Origin of the sequence: Actinokineospora spheciospongiae, from assembly GCF_000564855.1 — a bacterium.
Lineage (GTDB): Bacteria > Actinomycetota > Actinomycetes > Mycobacteriales > Pseudonocardiaceae > Actinokineospora > Actinokineospora spheciospongiae.
Window position 1 is genome coordinate 1 of sequence record NZ_AYXG01000074.1, and the last position, 22,767, is coordinate 22,767.

At 74.6% G+C, this 22,767-nt stretch carries 21 protein-coding genes; 16 read left to right on the forward strand and 5 right to left on the reverse strand.

The annotated features are described in order from the left end of the window. On the reverse strand, positions 1–2,134 hold a 2,134-nt coding region (locus UO65_RS09520; RefSeq protein ID WP_411431349.1), incomplete at its 3' end, for a hypothetical protein. 147 nt (positions 2,135–2,281) lie between these two features. On the opposite strand from UO65_RS09520, the gene ffh reads away from it, so the two are divergent. The 14 genes from ffh (at position 2,282) to UO65_RS09590 (ending at position 17,386) form a co-directional block, all read left to right on the forward strand. Then, entirely contained in the window at positions 2,282–3,823 is a 1,542-nt protein-coding gene (ffh, locus tag UO65_RS09525; protein WP_035280804.1) for a signal recognition particle protein, read from the forward strand. Further along, the gene (locus UO65_RS09530; protein ID WP_200873349.1) at positions 3,820–4,893 is read left to right on the forward strand and encodes an amidohydrolase family protein; all 1,074 of its coding nucleotides are present in this window, start codon (positions 3,820–3,822) and stop codon (positions 4,891–4,893) included. Before ffh ends, UO65_RS09530 begins: the two co-directional genes overlap by 4 nt. 54 nt (positions 4,894–4,947) lie before the next feature. After that, positions 4,948–5,700: a CPBP family intramembrane glutamic endopeptidase gene (locus UO65_RS09535; protein ID WP_052020955.1), complete on the forward strand. Its 753-nt coding sequence runs from the start codon at positions 4,948–4,950 to the stop codon at positions 5,698–5,700. Further along, positions 5,697–6,449 (forward strand): LamB/YcsF family protein, encoded by a 753-nt coding sequence (locus UO65_RS09540; RefSeq protein ID WP_035280806.1) that lies wholly within the window; start codon positions 5,697–5,699, stop codon positions 6,447–6,449. The genes UO65_RS09535 and UO65_RS09540 overlap by 4 nt, the downstream gene beginning before the upstream one ends. A 178-nt stretch (positions 6,450–6,627) precedes the next feature. Next, positions 6,628–7,065 carry a 30S ribosomal protein S16 gene (gene rpsP / locus UO65_RS09545; protein ID WP_035280808.1) on the forward strand — a complete coding sequence of 146 codons (438 nt, stop codon included), beginning with the start codon at positions 6,628–6,630 and terminating at the stop codon, positions 7,063–7,065. After that, a complete protein-coding gene (locus tag UO65_RS09550) occupies positions 7,062–7,301 on the forward strand; it encodes an RNA-binding protein (protein WP_035280809.1) in 240 nt (79 codons plus the stop codon). The genes rpsP and UO65_RS09550 overlap by 4 nt, the downstream gene beginning before the upstream one ends. Before the next feature lies 1 nt (position 7,302). Beyond that, complete coding sequence (gene rimM, locus UO65_RS09555) at positions 7,303–7,827, forward strand: ribosome maturation factor RimM (protein ID WP_035280811.1); 525 nt, start codon at positions 7,303–7,305, stop codon at positions 7,825–7,827. Between the two features lie 16 nt (positions 7,828–7,843). Then, positions 7,844–8,614 carry a tRNA (guanosine(37)-N1)-methyltransferase TrmD gene (gene trmD, locus UO65_RS09560; RefSeq protein WP_035280999.1) on the forward strand — a complete coding sequence of 257 codons (771 nt, stop codon included), beginning with the start codon at positions 7,844–7,846 and terminating at the stop codon, positions 8,612–8,614. A gap of 139 nt (positions 8,615–8,753) precedes the next feature. Next, positions 8,754–9,116 carry a 50S ribosomal protein L19 gene (gene rplS, locus UO65_RS09565; protein ID WP_035280814.1) on the forward strand — a complete coding sequence of 121 codons (363 nt, stop codon included), beginning with the start codon at positions 8,754–8,756 and terminating at the stop codon, positions 9,114–9,116. Between the two features lie 597 nt (positions 9,117–9,713). Further along, entirely contained in the window at positions 9,714–14,462 is a 4,749-nt protein-coding gene (lepB, locus tag UO65_RS38945) for a signal peptidase I (protein ID WP_411431350.1), read from the forward strand. 1 nt (position 14,463) lies between these two features. After that, complete coding sequence (gene lepB, locus UO65_RS09575) at positions 14,464–15,363, forward strand: signal peptidase I (protein ID WP_035280816.1); 900 nt, start codon at positions 14,464–14,466, stop codon at positions 15,361–15,363. A gap of 9 nt (positions 15,364–15,372) precedes the next feature. After that, entirely contained in the window at positions 15,373–16,284 is a 912-nt protein-coding gene (gene lepB / locus UO65_RS09580; RefSeq protein ID WP_035280818.1) for a signal peptidase I, read from the forward strand. Continuing rightward, positions 16,281–17,066, forward strand: a complete 786-nt coding sequence (locus UO65_RS09585) for a ribonuclease HII (protein WP_052020956.1) — start codon at positions 16,281–16,283, stop codon at positions 17,064–17,066. Before lepB (UO65_RS09580) ends, UO65_RS09585 begins: the two co-directional genes overlap by 4 nt. Further along, entirely contained in the window at positions 17,063–17,386 is a 324-nt protein-coding gene (locus UO65_RS09590) for a DUF2469 domain-containing protein (protein ID WP_035280820.1), read from the forward strand. The genes UO65_RS09585 and UO65_RS09590 overlap by 4 nt, the downstream gene beginning before the upstream one ends. Here UO65_RS09590 and dprA read toward each other — a convergent pair. From dprA to UO65_RS09605, 4 genes are read right to left on the reverse strand one after another with little or no spacing between them, the layout of a single operon-like run. After that, positions 17,383–18,510: a DNA-processing protein DprA gene (gene dprA / locus UO65_RS09595; RefSeq protein WP_035280822.1), complete on the reverse strand. Its 1,128-nt coding sequence runs from the start codon at positions 18,508–18,510 to the stop codon at positions 17,383–17,385. The genes UO65_RS09590 and dprA overlap by 4 nt on opposite strands. Then, a complete protein-coding gene (locus UO65_RS36680) occupies positions 18,503–18,658 on the reverse strand; it encodes a hypothetical protein (RefSeq protein ID WP_161784446.1) in 156 nt (51 codons plus the stop codon). Before UO65_RS36680 ends, dprA begins: the two co-directional genes overlap by 8 nt. 34 nt (positions 18,659–18,692) lie before the next feature. Next, positions 18,693–20,213: a YifB family Mg chelatase-like AAA ATPase gene (locus UO65_RS09600; protein WP_035280824.1), complete on the reverse strand. Its 1,521-nt coding sequence runs from the start codon at positions 20,211–20,213 to the stop codon at positions 18,693–18,695. After that, positions 20,213–20,572 carry a YraN family protein gene (locus tag UO65_RS09605; RefSeq protein ID WP_035280826.1) on the reverse strand — a complete coding sequence of 120 codons (360 nt, stop codon included), beginning with the start codon at positions 20,570–20,572 and terminating at the stop codon, positions 20,213–20,215. The genes UO65_RS09600 and UO65_RS09605 overlap by 1 nt, the downstream gene beginning before the upstream one ends. 237 nt (positions 20,573–20,809) lie before the next feature. Here UO65_RS09605 and UO65_RS09610 point away from each other — a divergent pair, with 237 nt between their 5' ends. Both UO65_RS09610 and UO65_RS09615 read left to right on the forward strand, forming a co-directional pair. Further along, on the forward strand, positions 20,810–21,868 hold the full coding sequence (locus tag UO65_RS09610) for a tyrosine-type recombinase/integrase (RefSeq protein ID WP_035281004.1): 1,059 nt from the start codon (positions 20,810–20,812) through the stop codon (positions 21,866–21,868). Beyond that, the gene (locus UO65_RS09615; RefSeq protein ID WP_084175424.1) at positions 21,840–22,760 is read left to right on the forward strand and encodes a FliA/WhiG family RNA polymerase sigma factor; all 921 of its coding nucleotides are present in this window, start codon (positions 21,840–21,842) and stop codon (positions 22,758–22,760) included. Before UO65_RS09610 ends, UO65_RS09615 begins: the two co-directional genes overlap by 29 nt. The last annotated feature ends 7 nt before the right edge of the window (positions 22,761–22,767 follow it).

Here is a 22,767-nt window from a genome sequence, read left to right on the forward strand (position 1 = left end):
CGTGCCCCGCCCCGCCGTGCCCCGCCGCCGCGGCCACGGCCACCAGCAGGGCCGCCAGGGCGAGCACCCACACCACCGTCCCGGTCACGTCGTGGCGCAGGGCCGCACCGGAGAGCACCAGGGTGCTCGACAGCACCTCCCCGAGCAGCCCGGAGGGCCGCAGCCCCGCGAGCTGCACCGCGCTCACCGCGGCCAAGGCGAGGGTGGTGGCCAGCGCCGCCACCGCGCACCTGCTGCCGCGCAGCGCGAACACGGCCGCGGGCACCCCCAGCACCAGCACCGGGATCACCCCCGCCGCCCCGCTCGTCGTGGACGCCCCGGACACCCCGCTGACCACCCGCACCAGGGTGTCGTACTGGTGGAACAGCAGGAACGCCGCCGCGACCGCGACCAGCGGAACCCGGTGCCGCAGCACCAGCAGCGCCCACGCCGTCGCCACGACCGCGCCCACCACGCTGACCAGCACGGCCTGCCCGGCCTCCCGGTCGGAGAACGTCAACACCACCCACACCGACGTCAGCGGCTGGGCCACCATTCCCGCCGCGGCGAGCAGCGCCCCCGGCCGCCCGGCGGTGAACACCGCCGCCAGCCCCAGCGCCGCGAAGGCCACCAGCAGCACGGTCGCGTAGGTCCAGCGCACGTCGTCGGCCTCCGGCAGCACCAGCGGCAGCAGCTTCACCAGTGCGACGGTCCCCGCAACCGCCGCCAGCGCCACCATCCCGGCGCGTGACACCGGAACCCCCCGAGCCGACCTCGGCCGCACCCCCGGGTCCCACGCGGCGGCCACCGCACCCAGCGCCACCACCGCGGGCACCAGCACGACCAACCACCGCACCGCCCCCCGGTCCGGGTCCGGGACGAGCGCCGCACCGACGGCCGGGGTGATGAGCAGCGGCAGCACCGCCAACACCGTGCCCGCGACGTCGCGGCGCCGCCAGGCCATCCAGGTGAACACCACCGCCAGCAGCAGCCCCAGCACCAGGTACGCCGGGTCGGCCGCGGTCACGGTCCCGGTCGCCGCGCCCGACCCGCGGCCGGGCAGGCCCGGTGCGGTCGGGGCCACCGCCACCGGCCGGAGCAGGTCCTGCCCACCCACCAGCCCGGTGAGCACCGCCGAGGCGCCGAGCGCGGTGCCGAACGCCGCCCGCACCGGCCCGGCCGCGCCCCACGCGAGGAGGACCCCGGCCGCGGCCAGGGCGATCGTCAGCACGGGCAGCGGGTCCGCCGCGGTCAACTGGGCGGCGGTGTTGGCCACGACGAAGCCGAGCCCGGTCGCCGCCGCGCGCATCCCGACCGCTGCCAGCCCCGCCAGGGCCAGCAGCAGCGGCACCGCGGTGAGCAGCACCGCCCCGGCGCCGCCCGCCCCCGGCGCCACCCCCCGCGCCAGCGCACCCCCCGGCACGGGCACCAGCCCCGCGACCAGCACCCCCGCCGCCGACCAGGCGGCCAGCACCACCGCGGCGCCCCCGACCCCGCGCAGCACCCGACCCTGCTCCGCTACCCCGCCCACCACCGCGGCTCCGGCCTCCCGCGACCCGTGCTCCGCCGTGGGTGTTCCGCCGGGTGCCGTGGGGTCGGTCCGGTGTGGTCCGCCTTCCGTTCCGGGTGTCGCGTCGACTGCCGCGGCGTCGATCTGCCACTGCCCGTGCTCCGCCGTGGGTGTTCCGCCGGGTGCCGTGGGGTCGGTCCGGTGTGGTCCGCCTTCCGTTCCGGGTGTCGCGTCGACTGCCGCGTTGTCGGCCTGCCACTGCCCGTGCTCCGCCGTGGGCGTCCCGCCGGGTGCCGCGGCGTCCGCCCACGGCTGGTGTCCCGTGGCGGGCGTCTCGCCGACTGCCGCGGCTTCGGCCTGGCGCGGTCCGTGCTCCGCCCCGGGTGTTCCGCCGCCTGCCCCCGTGCCGGTCTCCTGGTCCGTCCCGAGCCTCCCGCCCGCCGCGCCGGTCCCGCGTGGCGCGAGCCGCGTCCCGAGCCGCACGAGCACCGCGCCCGCCGCCGCGACCAGCCCGAACAGCAGCGACCAGGCCGCCCACGCCCCCTCGACCGCCGCCCGCCCGGGCAGCCCCCAGACCAGCGCCAGCGCGGTCCCCAGCACCGCCGCGCCGCAGGCCGCCAACCGGCCCGCACTCCGTGCGCCCATCTTCCGCCCCCCATGATTTTCGAATCGTCCAGCGGATCATCGCCGCGATCGCCCGGGATGTGTCCCCAAGCCGCGCGCCGGTGGGACTACCCTGGGGCGACAGCCCGACCGACCAGCTCCCGACTGACAAGCTGGAGTGCCGCTCCCGTGTTCGACACCCTCTCCGACCGCCTCACCTCCGTCCTGCAGAACCTGCGGGGCAAGGGGCGGCTCACCGAAGCCGACATCGATGCCACCGCGCGCGAGATCCGCATCGCGCTGCTGGAGGCCGACGTCGCGCTGTCGGTCGTGCGCACGTTCATCGCCAAGATCAAGGAACGGGCCAAGGGCGCCGAGGTGTCCGCGGCGCTGAACCCGGCGCAGCAGGTCGTCAAGATCGTCAACGAGGAGCTCGTCGGCATCCTCGGCGGCGAGACCCGGCGGCTGAACCTGGCCAAGACCGCGCCCACGGTGATCATGCTGGCGGGTCTGCAAGGTGCCGGTAAGACCACCCTGGCCGGCAAGCTGGCCAAGTGGCTCAAGGGGCAGAACCACACCCCGATGCTGGTGGCCTGCGACCTCCAGCGGCCCAACGCGGTCACCCAACTCCAGGTCGTCGGGCAGCGCGCCGAGGTCGACGTGTTCGCCCCCGAACCGGGCAACGGCGTCGGCGACCCGGTGGACGTGGCCCGCCGCTCCATCGAGGAAGCCCGCCGCACCCAGCACGACATCGTGATCGTCGACACCGCGGGCCGGTTGGGCGTCGACGAGGAGCTGATGCGCCAGGCCGCGGACATCAAGGCCGCCATCGGCGCCGACGAGGTCCTGTTCGTGGTCGACGCCATGATCGGCCAGGACGCGGTGTCCACCGCCGAGGCGTTCCGCGACGGCGTCGGCTTCACCGGTGTGGTGCTGACCAAGCTCGACGGCGACGCCCGCGGTGGTGCCGCGCTGTCGGTCCGCGAGGTCACCGGCGCGCCGATCATGTTCGCCTCCAACGGCGAGGGCCTGGCCGACTTCGACGCCTTCCACCCCGACCGGATGGCCTCGCGCATCCTCGGCATGGGCGACGTGCTGACCCTGATCGAGCAGGCCGAGCAGCACTTCGACCAGGCGCAGGCGGAGAAGGCCGCGGCCAAGATCGGCACCGGCGAGCTGACGCTGGAGGACTTCCTCGAGCAGATGCTGGCCGTGCGCAAGATGGGCCCGATCGCCAACCTGCTCGGGATGCTGCCCGGCGCCGGGCAGATGAAGGACGCGCTGGCCCAGGTCGACGAGAAGCACATCGATCGGCTCCAGGCGATCATCCGGGGCATGACCCCGGCCGAGCGCCAGGACCCGAAGATGATCAACGCCTCGCGGCGGCTGCGCATCGCCAAGGGCTCCGGTGTCGAGGTGCGCGACGTCAACGACCTGGTCAACCGGTTCTTCGACGCGCGCAAGATGATGCAGCAGATGGCGGGCCGCTTCGGGATGCCGGGCGGCGGCGGCAACCGGGCCACCAACCGCAAGGGCAAGAAGGGGAAGAAGGGCAAGGGCCGCGGCCCCACACCGCCCAAGGTGCGCGGCGGCTTCCCCGGCGGGATGCCCGGCTTCCCGCCCGGCGGTGGGATGCCCGGCCTGCCGGACCTGACCGGCATGCCCCCCGGCCTCGACCAGCTCCCCCCGGGCTTCGACCCGTCCAGGCTCAAGTTCCCCAAGGGCAAGTGACCGCCCTGCACCTGCGCGGCGTCGTGCTCCCCGGCGACGACGAACGCGACCTGTGGGTGGTCAACGGCCGGGTCCGCACCAGGCCGGTTCCGGGGGCGCGGACCGTGGTCGACGGCGGTTTCCTGCTGCCCGGCCTGGTCGACGCGCACTGCCACGTCGGCATCGGCCCGCGCGGCCCGGTGACCCTGGAGGTCGCCGCCGAGCAGGCCGAGACCGACCGCGACGCGGGCACCCTGCTCATCCGCGACTGCGGGTCGCCGATCGACACCCGGCCGCTGCAGGAGCGCCTCGACCTGCCCAGGATCATCCGCTCGGGCAGGCACCTGTCCCGGCCCAAGCGCTACATCCCGATGCTCGGCGCCGACCTGGAAGACCCGTCGCTGCTGCCCGCCGCGGTCGCCGAGCAGGCCGAGTACGGCGACGGCTGGGTCAAGCTGGTCGGCGACTGGATCGACCGCGATCGCGGCGACCTGGCCCCGCTGTGGCCCGACGACGTGCTCGCCGAGGCCATCGCCACCGCGCACGCGGCGGGCGCCAGGGTCACCGCGCACGTCTTCGGCGAGGACGCGCTGCCCGGCCTGGTTGGCGCGGGCATCGACTGCATCGAGCACGGCACCGGCCTGTCCTCCGACGTGATCGCCGAGATGGCCCGCCGCGGCACCGCCCTGGTGCCGACGCTGATCAACATCGAGAACTTCCCCGGCATCGCCGAGCGCGCCACCAAGTTCCCCGCCTACGCCGCGCACATGCGCGACCTGCACGCCCGCGCGGGCGCCATGGTCGCCGAGGCCGTCGAGGCGGGCGTGCCGGTCTACGCGGGCACCGACGCGGGCGGCGGCATCATGCACGGGCGCCTGGTCGACGAGGTCGTGGCCCTACACAGGGCCGGCATGACCACCGAGCAGGCGCTCGCCGCGGGCTCCTGGGGCGCGCGCGGCTGGCTCGGCTTCTCCGGCCTCGACGAGGGCTCACCGGCCGACCTGCTCGCCTTCGACGCCGACCCCCGCCTCGACCTCGACGTGCTGCGCGCGCCCACCCGGATCATGCTGAGAGGGCGCGTCGTGGGGTAGCCCACCGGGGCTAGGCTGGATTCCACACCTGAAACACGGGCTGGGGGGAGGGTCGTGCCGTCACCGCTTCCCGGCGGACCGGGCCCGGTCGCCGAGGACGAACCGCCACCCGAGCACCGCTGGGGGTTCGGCGCCTTCCTGCTGGTCTTCGCCGTGTTCGTGCTGTCGGCGGTGGTGATCGGCGCGCTGATGGGCCTGGCCACCCCGGCCGAGGACCCGATCGCGGTGATCCTGGTCGGCACCATGGTCCCGACGTTCCTGGCCACCGGGGTCACCCTGCTGATCACCCGGCTGCGCGGCAACGGCCCCAAGATCGACCTCAAGTTCTCCTACAACCGCGACGACTTCCGCGTCGGGCTCAAGTTCGGCCTCATCGGCCTGGTCTGCACCACGATCGCCGCGGCCATCTGGACCAGGGTCGTCGGCGAGGGCAACGCCACCTCCGCGATCGGCTCGCTGGTCGACAACCAGGCCATGCCGGTCGCCGCCGCCGTCACCCTCTTCGTCTACGTGTGGCTGCTCGGGCCGCTGTGCGAGGAGATCATGTACCGCGGGCTGCTCTGGGGCGCCCTGGAGCGGCTGCGCTGGGGCCGGTGGGCGGTCTTCGCGCTCACCACGATGATCTTCGCGGTGAGCCACCTCGAGCCGCTGCGCACCTCGTTGCTGCTGGTCATCGGCATCCCCATCGGCCTGGCCCGGCTGTTCACCGACCGGCTCGGCGCCAGCGTGGTCACCCACCAGGTCAACAACTTCCTGCCCGCGCTGTCGGTGCTGCTGATCAGCCTGGGGGTGCTGCCCAGCTCATGACCGCCGCACTGGACCTCAACGCCGACCTCGGCGAGGGCTTCGGCGTCTGGACCCTGGGCGACGACGACGCCCTGCTGGCCGTCGTCACCTCCGCCAACGTCGCCTGCGGCTTCCACGCCGGGGACGCCTCCACCATGCGCGCGGTCTGCGCCGCCGCCGCCGGGCGCGGGGTCGCCGTCGGCGCCCAGGTCTCCTACCGCGACCTCGCGGGCTTCGGCCGCCGGTTCATCGACGTCGACCCCGCCCAGTTGGCCGACGAGGTGCTCTACCAGATCGGCGCCCTGGAGGCCTGCGCCCGCGCGGCCGGGACGCGGGTGTCCCACGTCAAACCGCACGGCGCCCTCTACAACGCCACCGTCCACCACGAGGCCCAGGCCGCCGCCGTGGTCGACGGCGTCCGCGCCTTCGCCGACCTGCCGATCCTCGGCCTGCCCGGCTCCCGGCTCCTGCGCGCCGCCGGGGACTCGGGCGTCCCGGAGGCCTTCGCCGACCGCGGCTACACCCCCCGGGGCACCCTCGTGCCCCGCCGCGAACCCGGTGCCCTGCTCCCGGACACCGACGCCGTCGTGGCCAGGGCGCTGCGGCTGGCCGAGCGCGGCGAGATCGTGGCCGTCGACGGCACCGTCCTGCGCACCGAGGCCCGCTCGCTCTGCCTGCACGGGGACACCCCGGGGGCCGTCGGGCACGCCCGCGCCGTCCGCGCCGCGCTCACCGGCGCGGGCGTCGAGCCGACCCCGTTCGCGCGCTAGACCCCCGCCGATTCGGACCCCGGGACCGCGTCTGGCACAATTGGCGGCTGTCCGTCGTGGCCGGACCCTCTCGCCGTGCCTCGACGCCTGAACCTCCCGGACGCCGCACCCGAATCCCCACTCGGGCCGCGACATCCGCACCGTCTGCACCCGAGAGCTTTGAGGAGTACCCGCAACCGTGGCTGTCAAGATCAAGCTGCAGCGCCTCGGCAAGATCCGTGCGCCGTTCTACCGCATCATCGTGGCCGACGCGCGCACCCGCCGCGACGGCAAGGCCATCGAGACCATCGGCCGCTACAGCCCGAAGGAGGAGCCGAGCCTCATCGAGGTCGACTCCGAGCGGGCCCAGCACTGGCTGGGCGTCGGCGCGCAGCCGACCGACTCGGTCCTCGCGCTGCTGAAGATCACCGGCGACTGGCAGAAGTTCAAGGGCCTGCCGGGTGCCGAGGGCACCCTGCGGGTCAAGGAGCCCAAGCCGTCGAAGCAGGAGCTGTTCGAGGCCGCGCTGAAGTCGGCGGGCGAGGAGCCCGGCACCGAGGCGACGACCCCGAAGAAGAAGTCGGCGCCGAAGAAGGCCGACGACAAGCCCGCCGAGGCGGAGGCCGCGGCCGAGTGAGTGCCCTCGCGGACGCCCTCGAGCACCTGGTGCGCGGCATCGTCGACAACCCGGACGACGTGCAGGTCGAGCTGGTCACGAACCGTCGTGGCCGCACGCTCGAGGTGCACGTCAACCCGGAGGACCTCGGCAAGGTGATCGGCCGGGGTGGCCGCACCGCGACCGCGCTGCGGACCGTGATGGCCGGCGTCGGCGGTCGCGGAATCCGCGTGGACGTGGTGGACACCGACCACTGACATGGCTCAGCAGAATCTGGTCGCCATCGGCCGGGTGGCCAAGGCGCACGGAATCCACGGCGAACTCGCCGTGGACCCGCGCACCGACCACCCCGAGCAGCGCTTCGCGCTCGGGAGCGTCATGACCGCCCGGCCGAAGGGTGCCCCCGAGCGCACCCTCACCGTCGCCACCGTCCGGTCGCACACCGGGCGGTTGCTGGTGCGCTTCGAGGAGGTGCCCGACCGCACCGCCGCCGAGGACCTGCGCGGCGCGATGCTCCTGGTGGACACCGCCGACCTGCCCAGGTCCGACGACCCGGACGAGTTCTACGACCACGAGCTGGAGGGCCTGGCCGCCGAGCTGGCCGACGGCACCCGGGTCGGCACCGTCCGCGAGGTGACCCACGGCCTCGGCGGGGAACTGCTGGTCCTCGACGTCGAGGGCCGCGAGGTGCTGGTCCCGTTCGTCAAGGCCATCGTCACCGCCGTGGACATCGCCGGTCAGCGGGTCGTGCTCGATCCGCCCGAGGGCCTCCTCAGCCCATGAGAACAGCGGATTGACCGTGCGAATCGACGTTGTCACGATCTTCCCGGAGTACCTGGAGCCGCTGCGCGCCGCGCTGCTCGGCCGGGCCATCGACCGGGGACTGCTCTCCCTCGACGTCCACGACCTGCGGAAGTGGACCTACGACGTGCACAAGGCCGTCGACGACAGCCCGTACGGCGGCGGCCCCGGCATGGTGATGAAGCCGCAGGTGTGGGGCGAGGCCCTGGACGAGGTGTGCGCCGGGGACGTCGTGCCCCGCCTGGTCGTGCCCACCCCGGCCGGGCGCCCGTTCACCCAGGCCGTGGCGCACGAGTACGCCGCCGAGGAGCGCCTGGTCTTCGCCTGCGGCCGCTACGAGGGCATCGACCAGCGCGTCGTCGACGACGCCGCCACCCGGGTGCGGGTCGACGAGGTGTCCATCGGCGACTACGTGCTCGTCGGCGGCGAGGTGGCGGTGCTGGTCATCGTCGAGGCCGTCGCCCGGCTGCTGCCCGGCGTCCTGGGCAACCCGGCGTCGCACCAGCAGGACTCGTTCTCCGACGGCCTGCTCGAAGGCCCCAGCTACACCCGCCCCGAGGTCTGGCGCGACCGCCCGGTGCCCGACGTGCTGCGCTCGGGCAACCACGCCGCGATCACCCGCTGGCGCCGCGACCAGGCGCTGGAGCGCACCAGGGCGCGCAGGCCCGACCTGCTCGCGGCCCTGCCGCCGGAGGCGTTCGACAAGCACGACCGGGCCGTCCTGACCCGTCTCGCGGGGGCCGATTTCCCCCCCGGCGACCCCGTCTGACATACTTTCCCAGTTGACGCGTCCGGCAGTTGTCCGAGTGCGCGCGCACAAGCCCCCTCCCAGGCTGGACTGTTCGGCGTGACGCCGTCCCCGGCCGGGACGTACGAAGAACATCTCCAAGGACGAGGACGGACTACCGATGAACACCCTGGATGCCCTGGACGCCCAGTCGCTGCGTTCCGACATCCCGGCCTTTCGCCCGGGTGACACGCTGAAGGTCCACGTTCGGGTCATCGAGGGCACCCGCTCCCGGGAGCAGGTGTTCCAGGGTGTCGTGATCCGCCGCCAGGGCGGTGGCATCCGCGAGACCTTCACCGTGCGCAAGGTGTCGTTCGGCGTGGGCGTGGAGCGCACCTTCCCGGTGCACACCCCCAACATCGCCAAGATCGAGATCGCCAAGCGCGGCGATGTCCGCCGGGCGAAGCTGTACTACCTCCGCGAGCTGCGCGGCAAGGCCGCCAAGATCAAGGAGAAGCGCGAGCCGTTCCCCGCGTCCTCCTGACACGGGTAGCACACCGACTCACGTACCCTGACATGCGTGGTCGACCGTCCTCCTCGCAGCGCGCCCCCGGAAGCCGAAACAGCTCCGGGACCGCCCCGACGGAAGACGGTCGGCCACGAGTCGTTTTCCGACCGTAACGGCCGGTCCAACGGCCACGGGCCGGAAGCCCCCGCGAAGAACGGCCACAGCACCACGGCCGACGCCCCCGGCAGCCACGGCCCCACCGGGAACGGCAGCACCCCCCGCGACGCCACAGCGTCCACGGGCGGCGCTCCCCCCGCACGCGGTGCCCACCCCGGCAACGGCGGCCACTCGAACGGCACCCCCCACCGCAACGGCGACCACCCGCCCGTAGACCCCAGCGCTCCCGCAGGCCGTGGTCCCACGGCAGCCGGCGCCTCCGCAGCGGGCGCCCCTGGCGGTACCTCCGCCCCTGGCAGTGACTCTGGAAGCGGCTCCACAGGCGGCGGCTCCGCTGTTGGTGGCGACTCCGCGCCCGACTCCGCGTCCGCAGACGACTCCGGCACCCGCACGACCGGGACACCCCCTCACAGTGAGTTCGTCCCCGAGGTCCCCGAGCTGCCCCGACTCGACCCGGTGGAACCCGAGTTCTGGTTCGGCGCCCCCCTGGAAGTCGACCCCCTGAGCCCCACCGGCGAGTGGCCCAACATCCCCGCCGACCGCCCCACCACGTCCGACAGGCCCGTCACCCCGGAACCCTCGGACTGGTTCCCCGCCAGCGCCGCCCACGCAGCCGACGAAGCCCGCGGCGCCCAGGACGGGGAACCGAGGCGCACCCCGCAGCTCGAGGCCCCCCGGCTGCGCCGCCAGGAACCCCCCGCCGAGCCTCCCGAGGCGATGCCGCCCACGTCCCGCAGCCCGCGGTCGACCGAGGCCGAGGAGCCCACCCTGTCGGACCCGACCACCCGGCTGTCCCGCCGTTCCCGCCCGGCGGACACCACCGCCGAAGCAGGGGAGGCCCCCCACCTGCCGGAAGGTGCTGATCAGGCCGCGCACCCCACCACCCAGGCCTCTCGCCGTTCCCGAGCGGCGGAGGTGGGGGAGGCTCCCCATTTGTCGGAGGGCGCTGATCAGGCGGTGCAGCCGACCACCCAGATTTCTCGCCGTTCCCGAGCGGCGGAGGTGGGGGAGGCTCCCCACCTGCCGGAGGGCGCTGACCAGGCCGCGCAGCCCACCACCCAGGTCCCTCGCCGATCGAGGTCGACCGAAGCCCAGGAGCCCACTTCGCCGGACTCGGAGCTGTCCCACCGTTCCCGCACCGCGGACGAGCAGGCACCCGCCCCCGCGGACCCCGGCACACCACCCGCCCGCGCCCGATCGGCGGAAGCGGCCCAACCGACCACCGAGGTGTCCCGCCGTCCGCGATCCGCGGACGGGGCGCAGCCGACCACCGAGGTGTCCCGCCGCGACCTCGACCAGTACGCCCACCCCACCGAAGAGGTCCGCAGGCACCCCTCCGACGCCACCGCGGCCGACGAGCCGGAGAAGACGCGCTCCCGCGCCCCCCTGCCCCCGTCCTTCTTCGACTCCTCCTTCAACTCGCAGCTACGGCCCGACGTCTCCTCCAGCCCCGGCATGCGCCCGGTCAGCCGCCCGAAGCCCACCGCCGACTCCCCGACCCGGCAGGCCGACCGCCCCGAATCCGCCCAGCGCCCGGAGCCCAGCAGCCCCACTGAGTCCGGGCGGAGCACAAACCCGGCTCAGCGCGCCGGCTCCGCGCAGGTCACCGAGTCCGACCAGCGTGCCCAGTCCGCCCAGTGGTCCGAGTCCGCCCAGCACCCGGAGTCCGGTGGTCCTGCCGAGCCCGGCCGGAGCGCGGATGCGTCCCAGCGCGCCCAGTCCGCTCAACGGTCCGGGTCCGCTCAGCACCCGGAGTCGGGCAGGTACGCCGAGTCCGGCCGAAGTGCCGACTCCCCCCAGAGTGCCGAGCCCACCCAGCGTGCTGACTTGGCGCAGGGCGTGGAGTCCGCCCGGCGGGCCCGGTCCGTCCAGGGTGCCGGCTCTTCGGCGCAGGCGGAGTCCGTCCGGCAGGCGGGCCGCGCCCAGCGGGCCGACTCGTCCGAGCGCGCCGAGTCCCAGCCCGCCGAGACCGGTCGACGAGGTGATCCGGCCTCGCGTGCTGATGCCCCCCGTCAGGTCGAGCCCACCCAGCGGGGTGACTCGGCCTCTCGTGCCGACTTCACCACCCCGGAAGACGAATCCACCCAACGGGCCCAGCTCCCCAAGCGACCCGCCCGGCGACCCGGCTCCGCCGAGTCCGACCGGCAGGCCGAACGCCCCGGGGGCGCCCGATCCGCTCAGCGCACCGAATCCGAGCAGCGAACCGGTTCGTCCTCCCGTCCTCGGCGGGCCGAGGCCGCCGACCCCACCCGCCGCGCGGGTTCCGCCCCGGAGTCGGGCAGCGAGCAGGACCGACCCGCCCCGCCGACCTCCGCCGAGATCACCAGGGCGGCCACCACGACCGCGGGCACCACCAGGGCAGGCACGACCTCCTCCATCCCGCCGATCCCGGCGCACGCGGAGTCACTCGACGACGTCCCCCTGTCCCGCCCGCGCCGGGTCACCCCACCCGCGGCCCGCATCGACGTCGACCCGACCCGGCACCTCACCCAGCCGATCCCGCGCCGCAAGCGCCCCCTGCCACCCGAGAACGACGCCGAGTCGACCGTCCTGCTGCCCAAGGTCCCCGCCGACGACAAGCGGAAGCCGACCAAGCCCGCCGACCCGTCAACCCCCGGGACGACCCGCGGCCGCTCCACCGGCTCCCACCGCACGGTCAAGCCCACCGAGTCCGACCCCCAGACCCGCCGCACCGGTGAGTCCGACGCCTCGCCCCGCCGCCCGGCTGAACCCGGTTCCCAGGTCCGCCGCGCCGGTGAGTCCGACGCCTCGTCCCGCCGCCCGGCTGAGCCCGGTTCCCAGGTCCGTCGCGTCGGTGAGTCCGACGCCTCATCTCGCCGCGCGGCCGAGTCCGGCGCGCAGGTCCGCCGCGCCGGTCAGCCCGACACCTCGCTCCGCCAGCAGGCTGAACCCGGTTCCCAGGCCCGTCGCGTCGGGGATTCCGACGCCTCGTCCCGCCGCGCGGCCGAGTCTGACGCGCAGGTTCACCGCGCCGGTGAGTCCGATGCCGCGTCCCGCCCCACGGCCGAGTCCGGCGCGCAGGGCCACCGCGCCGGGGAATCCGGCGCCTCGCCTCGCCGCGTCCGGGAGTCCGGCCGCGTGACCGAGTCCGGTGCCCAGGGGCGCCGCGTCGCCGAGTCCGGCGCCTCGACGCGCTCCACCCAGGACCCGACCCGGTCCGAGCCCGGCTCCCGCGCCCCGAGTTCCGATCCGACCCGCGCCGCCGCTCTCGACCCAGGTCACGACTCCGAGGCCGCCACCGGTGCCCGCCGCGCCCCGGGCTCCGACCCGGGCCGCGCGGGCAGGTCCACCGGCACCCGCCGCCGGGGCACCTCCGACTCGGGCCGCACCACTGCCGCCGACCCCGGCCACGCCGATCCCACCGGCACGCCCCCGCCCGACCAGGGCCGCACCGCCGCCTCGGACTCCGGCCGCATCACCCCGATCGGGTACACAACTTCACCCGATCCGGGTCAAGCTGCCGCAGGCCCGGGCCGTGTCGACGAGTCGCCCACCGGTACTCACGGGCCGATCCCGGCCGATTCCGACAGCGCCGCTGCCCTCGACCCCGGCCGCGATGCCACCGGCACCCACGATCCCGCTGACCCGGACGCCGGCCGCGATGCCACCGGCACCCGCCGCCCCACTGACCTGAACTCGGGTGGCGAAGCCACGGGCACCCGCCGCCGCCCCGCTGACCCGAACTCGGGTGGCGAAGCCACGGGCAGTCGCCGGGTCGCCGATCCGAACTCGGGTGGCGAAGCCACGGGCAGCCGTCGGGCCGCCGATCCGAACTCCGGCGGTGAAACCACGGGTGCCCGCCGGGCCGCCAACCGGGGCTCCGGCGGCGAAGCCACCCGCCGCGCCGCAGGTCCGGGAGCCGGACGGGAAGCCACCGGCACTCGTCGTGCGGCGGGCTCCGGGCGTGAGGCCACCGGGGGCAGGCGTGCTGTCGGCTCCGCTTCGGGTGGTGCTGTGGCGTTCGAGCCCGGTGGCGACAGCCTCGGCACGCCGGACGCGGGGCCCGGTCCCCGGCGCGGCGCCCGGCCGGGCGCCGCGCCCGACTCCCGCCGCGCGGCCGAACCCGGTACCGATGGGCAGGCGCGGGAACGGCGGCCGGGCAAGGCGGGTGACCAGGGCCGGACCACCACCGAGCCGCGCACCCACCGCGCCGCCAAGCCCGGTGAGCAGACCCGCACCGGCACGCACCGCTCCGTCAAGCCCGTCGACCACGCGGCGGGCACCGTCGCCCCCGAGCGGCCCATCCGCCGGTCCGAGCGCAAGGCCGCCGAGGCGCCGACGGAGAGGGTGGCGCCGGTCAGCAGGCCCCGCACCCGGTCGGACGACGACGAGGAGCGGCCCAACGGCAAGCGCGGCAAGCACCGCCGCGCGCCGCGCAGGCAGCCGCTGTGGCGCGAGGTCTTGGTGCTGGTCGGTGTGGCGCTGATGCTGACGTTCCTCATCCAGCAGTTCATCGGCCGGGTGTACTCGATCCCGTCCGGGTCGATGGAGCAGACGCTGCACGGCTGCCCCGAGTGCGACGGCGACCGGGTGTTCGTGGACAAGATGATCTACGACTTCCGCGATCCCAGCCCCGGTGACGTCGTGGTCTTCGAGGGGCCGAACACCTGGACCGAGCACGACGTCAAGACCGACGAGACGACCAACCCGGTGTTGAAGTCGCTGCGCCAGGTCGGGTCGTTCATCGGCATCGCCCCGCCGGACGAGCGGGACTTCGTCAAGCGGGTCATCGCCGTCGGCGGGCAGACCGTGGAGTGCTGCGACGACCAGAACCGGGTGCTCGTCGACGGGAAGCCGCTCGACGAGCCCTACATCTACTGGGAGTTCGGTGGCCCCGACGAGCGCCAGAAGTTCGGCAGGGTTACGGTGCCCGAGGGCACACTCTGGGTGATGGGTGACAACCGGGGGAACTCCTCGGACTCCCGCTTCCAGGGCGGCGGTGGCATCCGCGGGGTCGTCCCGCTCGGCAAGGTCATCGGCAAGGTGCGCTACATCGTGCTCCCGCCGTCGCGCTGGCGCGGCGTGGGCGACCACAACCCGCAGGCGGGTCCAGAGCTGTCTGCGGCGGGGTGGCAGGAGCGGCTCCCGCTGGGGATCGGGTTCGCCGCCGCCTGGCCGGTGCTCATGCTGACCAGGCGGGCCAAGAGCGCCCTGCTGCCCCTCACACCGAGGAAGGCTGACTAGTTTGTCCGACGACGACGGCGCCGTGCCGGGGGATGGACGCGGCGCCGAAGAACTCGACGTCTCCGACCGCGAGGCGGCGAAGGCCGAGAAGAAGAAGAAGCCGAAGCGCCCGTTCTGGGTGGAACTGCCCATCCTGATCGCGATCGCCCTGGTCCTCACGGTGATCATCCAGTCGTTCATCGCGCGGGTCTTCGTGATCCCGTCGGAGTCGATGGAGCAGACGCTGCACGGGTGCGCGGGCTGCACCGGCGACCGGGTGCTGGTCGACCGGGTCGTGTACTACTTCCGCGACCCCGAGCCCGGTGACGTGGTCGTGTTCGAGCGCCCCGACACCTGGGACCAGACCGGCCTCGGCGACGAGAACCCGAACCCGGTGTTCGCCTGGTTCCAGGACCTCGCCGCGCAGTTCGGCCTGGCCACCCCCAGCGAGGAGGACGTGGTCAAGCGGGTCATCGCCGGACCCGGCCAGACCGTGGTGTGCTGCGACCAGCAGAACCGGGTGTCCGTGGACGGCAAGCCGCTCGACGAGCCCTACCGCCACCACCTCTACCCCGGTGACCGGCAGGAGGGCTTCCCCCGGATCACCGTGCCGCCGGGCAAGCTGTTCGTGATGGGCGACAACCGCAACAACTCCCGGGACTCGCGCTCGCAGGGCGGCGGCGGGGAGAACGGCTTCGTCCCGATCGACGACGTCATCGGCAAGGCGCGGGCGATCATCCTGCCCCCGTCGCGCTGGCAGGGCGTCGGCGACCACGACCCGCAGGCCGCCGCGCTGTCGGCGCCCGCGTGGCAGACCGGCATCCCGGCCGGGATCGGGTTGGCCGCGGCCTGGCCGACGCTGTGGCTGGGCCGCCGCGCGCGCGGATTGCTGACCCGAGGCGACAGGAACGGCCCCCGGTAGGCTGCCCGAGTGCCAGACGGTCCCGACACCCCCGACGACCCCGAGACCACCGATGACGACGGCGGGTCCGGCGCCGACCGGCCCGCCCGCGCGAAGAAGAAGCTGTCGTTCTGGGTGGAGCTGCCGATCCTGGTGGCCATCGCCCTGGTGCTCACCTTCCTCGTGCAGTCGTTCGTCGCGCGCGTGTTCGTGATTCCGTCGGAGTCGATGGAGGCCACGCTGCACGGCTGCCCCGGCTGCACCGGCGACCGGGTGGTGGTCGACCGGGTCGTGTACTACTTCCGCGACCCCGGCCCCGGTGACGTGGTCGTGTTCGAGCGCCCGGGCACCTGGAACCGCTCGGAGTTCACCGCCGACCGGTCCGACAACGCCGTCGTCCGCCTGCTGCAGGACGTCGGTTCGGTGTTCGGCCTCGCCACCCCGGACGAGGACGACGTGGTCAAGCGGGTCGTCGCCGTCGGCGGGCAGACCGTGCAGTGCTGCGACGACCGCAACCGGGTCACCGTCGACGGCGCACCGCTGGACGAGCCCTACATCCACTACGACCCCGAGGTGGGCCCCACCGGCCAGGAGCGGTTCGACCCGGTATCGGTGCCCCAGGGGATGCTGTTCGTGATGGGCGACAACCGCAACAACTCCGGCGACTCCCGCACCCAGGGCGGTGGCGGCGCGAACGGCCTGGTGCCGGTCGACAACGTCATCGGCAAGGCGCGGGCGATCATCCTGCCGCCGTCGCGGTGGCGGGGCGTCGGCGACCACGACCCGCAGGCGCTGTCGGCCCCCGCCTGGCAGTCCGGCATCCCGGCGGGCGTCGGGTTGGCCGCCGCGTGGCCCGTGCTGTGGCTGGGCAGGCGCGCGTCCGCGCTGCTGCGCCCGGCAGCGCGCCGCGAGTCCGACCGAGCACCGGAGGTGACCCCGTGACCGCGGAGCTGATCCGCCCGCCGCGCGTCGTGGTCCGCCGCGACACCGGCAACTGGAGCCTGCAGACCGCCCTGCACCGCCGCGGCCTCGGCCCGGTCGCAGGCGTCGACGAAGCGGGCCGCGGCGCGTGCGCGGGCCCGCTGGTCATCGCCTCCTGCGTGCTGCGCCCCGGCGACGCGGTCCGCCTCGACGGCCTCACCGACTCCAAGCTGATGACCGCCGCGGCCCGCGACCGGATGTTCGACCTGGTCCGGGAACGCGCGCTGGACCACGCCGTGGTGGTCGTCCCGCCCGCCGAGGTCGACCTCAAGGGCGTGCACGTGTCCAACATCGAGGGGATGCGCCGCGCGGTCGCCCGCCTGGCCACCCACCCCGGCTACGTGCTCACCGACGGCTTCCGCGTCCCCGGCCTCACCGCCCCGAGCATGCCGGTGATCAAGGGCGACCAGGCCGCCGCCTGCGTCGCCGCCGCCTCGGTCCTGGCCAAGGTCACCCGCGACCGGATCATGGCCGAGCTGCACGAGACCCTGCCGCTCTACCGCTTCGACGTGCACAAGGGCTACTGCACCGGCCTGCACTCCCGCGCGCTGCGCGACCACGGGCCCAGCGGCGAACACCGTTGGTCCTACGCCAACGTCGCCGCCGCGGGTCTGGCACACGGCCTGCGCGCGCCACACCGGGTGGCGCTGAGTGTGGCGGCGGCCGCTGTGGTCCAGAATGGGGGCTCCCCGCCGGTCGACGGGGATGCAACGCCACGACCAGGAGGGGCGCGCGGCACATGAGCGCGGAGGATCTCGAGAAGTACGAGACCGAGATGGAGCTGCAGCTCTACCGGGAGTACCGCGACATCGTGGGCCAGTTCGCCTACGTCGTGGAGACCGAACGAAGGTTCTACCTCGCCAACGGGGTCGACGTGCAAGTACGCGACGCCGACGGCGAGGTCTACTTCGAGGTCCGCATGTCCGACGCCTGGGTGTGGGACATGTACCGCCCGGCCCGGTTCGTCAAGAACGTCCGCGTCATCACGTTCAAGGACGTCAACGTCGAAGAACTCGACAAGCCGGAGCTGCGCCTGCCCGAGGACGGCCCCTTCAACGGCTAACCCCGCGCGCATCGTCGCCACCCCTCCTCGCCGCTGGCGGCCAGACCCAGCAGTTCCAGTTCGGTGAGCAGGGCGCGCACGCGTTCCAGCGGCACGCCCGCTCCCGCCGAGACCACCTCCGCTTCCCGGAACCGGCGGGGGTCGAGTGCCTCGTGCACCCGCAGCGCCTGGTCGCCGAGCCCGTCGGTCGGCCTGGTCGGGCTCTCCGGTCGGGGTGCGAGGTCGCCGATCTGCCCGACCGCCTCCATGACCTCGTCGAGGGTGGAGGCGAGGGTGGCCGTGCCCGCGCGCAGCAGGTCGTGGCAGCCCAGGGACATCGCGGACGTGACCGGCCCCGGCACCGCCACCAGCGGCTTGCCCAGCTGTGCCGTGGACGACGCGGTGTTGCGGGCACCGCTGCGGATGCCCGCCTCGACCACCACGGTCCCCGACGCCAGCGCCGCGATCAGCCGGTTGCGCACGAGGAAACGGTGCTTCGCCGGGGGTGTTCCCGGTGGGTACTCGCTCAGGACCGCGCCGGTCGCGGCGATCCGGCCCAGCATCGCGCTGTGCCCGGCCGGGTAGAACCGGTCGACCCCGCACGCGAGCACCGCAACGGTCGTGCCCCCGGCGTGCAACGCGCCCCGGTGGGCGGCGCCGTCGATCCCGAACGCCGCTCCGGAGACGACGGTGATCCCGGCCCCGGCGAGCCCGTGGCCGAACTCGGTCGCCACGTGCTCCCCGTAGGAGGTCGCCGACCGCGCGCCCACCACGGCGACGGCCCGGTGCAGCGCCTCGTCGAGCCGGGCCGGTCCGCGGACCCACAGCGCGACCGGCGGCGCGGCCCACCGCTTCCCGCCGCGCAAGGCGTTGGCCAGCGCCAGCAGCGGCCACCCCGGCCACTCGTCGTCCTCCGGGACGACCAACCGCGCCCCGCAGTGCCGCGCGGCCACCAGGTCCGCCTCCGCCTGCTCGAAGTCCTTGCGCGCCACGGTTTCCTCCCGCACCCCGTCGGGCACCTCGCCCGCGCGGATCGCCGCCGCCGCGGCGACCGGCCCCACCGAGTCGACGAACCCGCCCAGCGCGCCCGCGGGCGGTTCGGCGACCCGGAGCAGGAAGGCCCGGGCCAGCCGGATGTCATCCACGGCGCACCGCCGCCCGGTCGGGCAGTCGCCGTGTGGGCGGCGCCCCGCGCGGTCGGGCACCGGTGGGGCACGCCCCGCGGACCGCGGCGGTGAGCGGCACCGCCCTGGGCAGCAGCGCGGCGATCGCCGGTGGCGCAACGGTTCTCATGGTTCCTCCGATTCCTCGGTGCGTTCCGGCCGGGTCAGGCCGTCGGGGTGTGGTGGCCGCGGAAGTGCAGGGCGGTGGCGACGTGCTGGGCTGTCGGTGGTGCGGCGCCCGCCAGGTCGGCGACGGTCCAGGCGAGCCGGGCGCACCGGTCGGCACCCCGCGCGGTGAGCACGCCCCGGGCCAGGCCCGCCTCCAGCAGCGCCGTCGACTCCCGCGGCAGCGGGAAGTGGCGCCGCAGCGCCGGTCCGGGGACCTCGGCGTTGGTGCGCCACCCGTGCGCGGCCCACCGGTGCGCCGCCCGCGCCCTGGCCTCCTGGACCCGCGCCCGGACCACCTCCGTCGGTTCGGTGACCTGGTCGGGTGCCTGGGCCACCGCGGTGCTGGGCCGCATCCGCACCCGCACGTCCACGCGGTCCAGCAGCGGCCCGGAGAGCCGCGCGAGGTACCTCCGCCTGGCGTGCGGCGAACAGGTGCAGTCCGCTTCCCTCGGCGGCGCGCAGGGACAGGTGTTCGTCGCCAACACCAGCTGGAAGCGCGCCGGGTAGCGCACCACCCCGTCGCGGCGGGCGAGCCGGACCTCCCCCTCCTCCAGGGCGGTGCGCAGGGCCTCCAACCGGTCGGCCGCGAACTCGCAGGCCTCGTCGAGGAAGAGGACCCCGTTGTGGGCCCTGCTGATGGCGCCGGGTTTCGCGAGACCGACCCCGCCGCCGACGAGGGCGGGGGTGGAGGCGCTGTGGTGCGGGGCGATGAACGGGGGCACCGTCACCAGCGGGGAGTCGGCGGCCAGCGCCCCCGCCACCGAGTGCACGGCGGTCACCTCCAGCGCCTGTTCGCGGGGCAGCCGGGGGAGCAGGCCGGGGAGGCGGCGGGCGAGCATCGTCTTGCCGGTGCCGGGCGGGCCCGTGAGCAGCAGGTGGTGCCCGCCCGCCGCCGCGACCTCCAGCGCCCAGCGGGCGTCCGGCTGGCCGACCACGTCGGCCAGGTCCGGTGGCGGGTCGCCCGCCCGCTCGGCGCCCGGCTCGGGCGCGCTGAGGGCGTCGGCCGTGCCGGTGGCCCAGGCGACGACGTCGGTGAGCCGGTCCGCGCCGAGGATCTCCAGGTCGTCGACCAGGGACGCCTCGGCGAGCGCGGACCGGGGGACGATGGCCCGGGTGTGCCCGCCACGGCGGGCGGTCAGCAGCCGGGGCAGCACGCCGCGGACGCTGCGCAGCCTGCCGTCGAGGGCCAGCTCGCCGAGCAGGACCGTGCCCGCGAACCGCTCGGCGGGCGCCCGGCCGTCGGCGATCAGCACCGACACCGCCAGCGCGAGGTCGTAGCCGGAACCGGACTTGTGCAGGTCGGCGGGGGACAGCGCGAGGGTGACGAGCTGGTCGGGCCAGCGCAGCCCGCTGTTGCGCACCGCCGCCCGCACCCGGTCCTTCGCCTCGTTCAGCGCCGCGTCGGGCAGCCCGACGATGTGGATGCCGGGCTTGCCGCCGCCGATGTCGGCCTCGACCTCCACGGTGACCCCGTCGGCGCCGTGCAGGGCCACCGACCACACCTTCGCCAGCACCATCAGAAGGCCCCGCGCAGGTGCCGCACCTCGGCCGTGCGCTCCGGGCGCAGCAGCACCGAGACGATGTCGAACCGGGTCGGGCACGGTCTGATCCCGTGCTCGACCCGCCAGCGGACCGCGAGGTCGCGCACGCGCGCGGCCTTGGCGTCGTCGACCGCCTCGGCCGGGGTGCCGAAGCCGGTGCCGGACCGGGTCTTGACCTCGCAGAAGACGAGCCCGTCGCCGTTGGCGCAGACGACGTCGAGTTCGCCGAGGTCGCAGCGCCAGTTGCGGTCCAGCACGACCAGGCCGGTGGTGGCCAGGTACCGGGCGGCGATGTCCTCGCCGCGCCTGCCGAGGGCGATGTGCGGTGCCTGCATGGTGCTCTCCTGTCGGATCGGGTGCTGCTGTCGACGGTGCCCCCGCGGCGCGGCGGTGCCCAGGGGTGCCGCGGACCTGTGGAGGGATTCCGGGGTTGTGGACAACCTGGCCGGTGTCGATCTCCCGGGCACCGTTCCCGTCGGTCCCGCGTGCTACGGGCGTGGCGGTGCTTGACGCGCGGGGTGAGGTGGCACAGCGTTGGCGGGGTGGGTGCTCCCGGTCGGTCGCGAGTGGATCTGGGACGGGTTCGGGGCGCGCTGCCCGAGCCGGTCCGGGCGGTGTTGGACCAGTACGAACGGCACCTGGCGCTGGAGCGCGGGTTGTCCGCGCACACGGTCCGCGCCTACCTGGGGGACGTGGTGCTCCTGATGGGGTTCACGCTGGGTGTGCTCGATTCAACTTCTGCGCATACGACACCCCGAACGGGTGATGTTTTGTCACCGGTGGATGAGGGAGAAGAGGGGAAAACCGGCCTTGCTGAATCGAGTGACCGAGGCCGTCGGCCGGTGCGGGCGGACCTCGGCGGGGTGGGGCTGGACCTGACCGCGCTGCGCGGCTGGCTCGCCGCCCAGCGGGCCGCGGGGGCCGGTCGGACGACGCTGGCGCGGCGGGCGGCGGCGGCCCGGACGTTCACCGCGTGGGCGCACCGGCGGGGACACCTGGCGGCGGACCCGGGGCTGCGCCTGGTGGCGCCGAAGCGGCACCGGACCCTGCCCGCGGTGCTGCGGCAGGACCAGGCGGAGGGGCTCATGGCGGCCTCCGCGGCGGGCGCGCGGGAACTTGATCCGGTGGCGTTGCGTGATCACGCCCTCGTGGAAGTGCTGTACGCGACCGGTGTGCGGGTGTCGGAGCTGTGCGGGCTCGACGTCGACGACATCGATCTCGGCGACCGGCTGGCCCGGGTGCTGGGCAAGGGGTCGAAGGAGCGGGCGGTGCCCTTCGGCGCCCCCGCCGCCGCGGCGCTCGAGGCCTGGCTGCGCCAGGGGCGTCCGTCCCTGGCGCGGGCGGATTCACCACCGGCACTGTGGTTGGGCGCGCGGGGCGGACGCCTCCACAGCACCGCCGTACGGCGTATCGTGCACCTCGCCGTGGGGGCCGTGGACGGGGCTCCGGACATGGGCCCGCACGGGCTTCGTCACTCTGCGGCAACACACTTGCTCGAAGGAGGCGCCGACCTTCGTAGCGTCCAGGAGCTACTCGGTCACGCTACGCTCGCAACCACGCAGCTCTACACCCACGTGACCGTCGAACGGCTGAAGGCGATCCATGACCGAACCCACCCTCGTTCCGGCTGAGCCGGGGGACGGATCTGGGGCGCCGGGGGCGAATCCGCCCGCGGGCGCGCAGAACCAGGTGAACGGCCATGCCCTCTTCGGGGAAGGCGTGGCGGCCGGTGTCCTCCCCGGGGACAACCGGACGGCAGACGACGTCGAAGCGGGCATCGTCGCGCTCTGGCGGGCCTACGGGCAGCACCGCGACCACGCCCTGCGCGACCGGCTGGTGCTGCACTACGCCCCGCTGGTCAAGTACGTCGCGGGCCGGGTCGGCACCGGCCTGCCCGCGCACGTCGAGGTCTCCGACCTGATCCAGTCCGGCATCTTCGGCCTGGTCGACGCGATCGAGAAGTTCGAGCCCGAGCGCGGCCTCAAGTTCGAGACCTACGCCATGCAGCGCATCCGCGGCGCGATCCTCGACGACCTGCGCGCCCAGGACTGGGTGCCCCGCACCGTGCGCGGCCGGGCCCGCGAGGTCGAGCGCGGCATCGAGCGGCTCGGCGCCAAGCTCCAGCGCACCCCGAACGACCACGAGCTGGCGGGCGAACTCGGCCTCACCGTCGACGAGCTGCACGACGTCTACGCCCAGCTCCAGCTCACCAGCGTGGTCGCGCTCGACGAGCTGGCCGCCGCCGGGCGGGGCGCGAACTCGCTGGCCGACATCCTCGAGGACGAGACCGCCGAGGACCCGGTGGCGCTGCTGGTCGACCAGGACAACCGCCGCGCCCTCGCCGAGGCCATCGGCCTGCTGGTGGAGCGCGACCGGGTGGTGGTGACGCTGTACTACTTCGAGAACCTCACCCTGGCCGAGATCGGCCGCGTCCTCGGCGTCACCGAGTCGCGGGTCTGCCAGTTGCACACCCGGGCCGTGCTGCGCCTGCGCGCCAAGCTCCTGGAGACCGCCGACGTCTGAGCGGGGC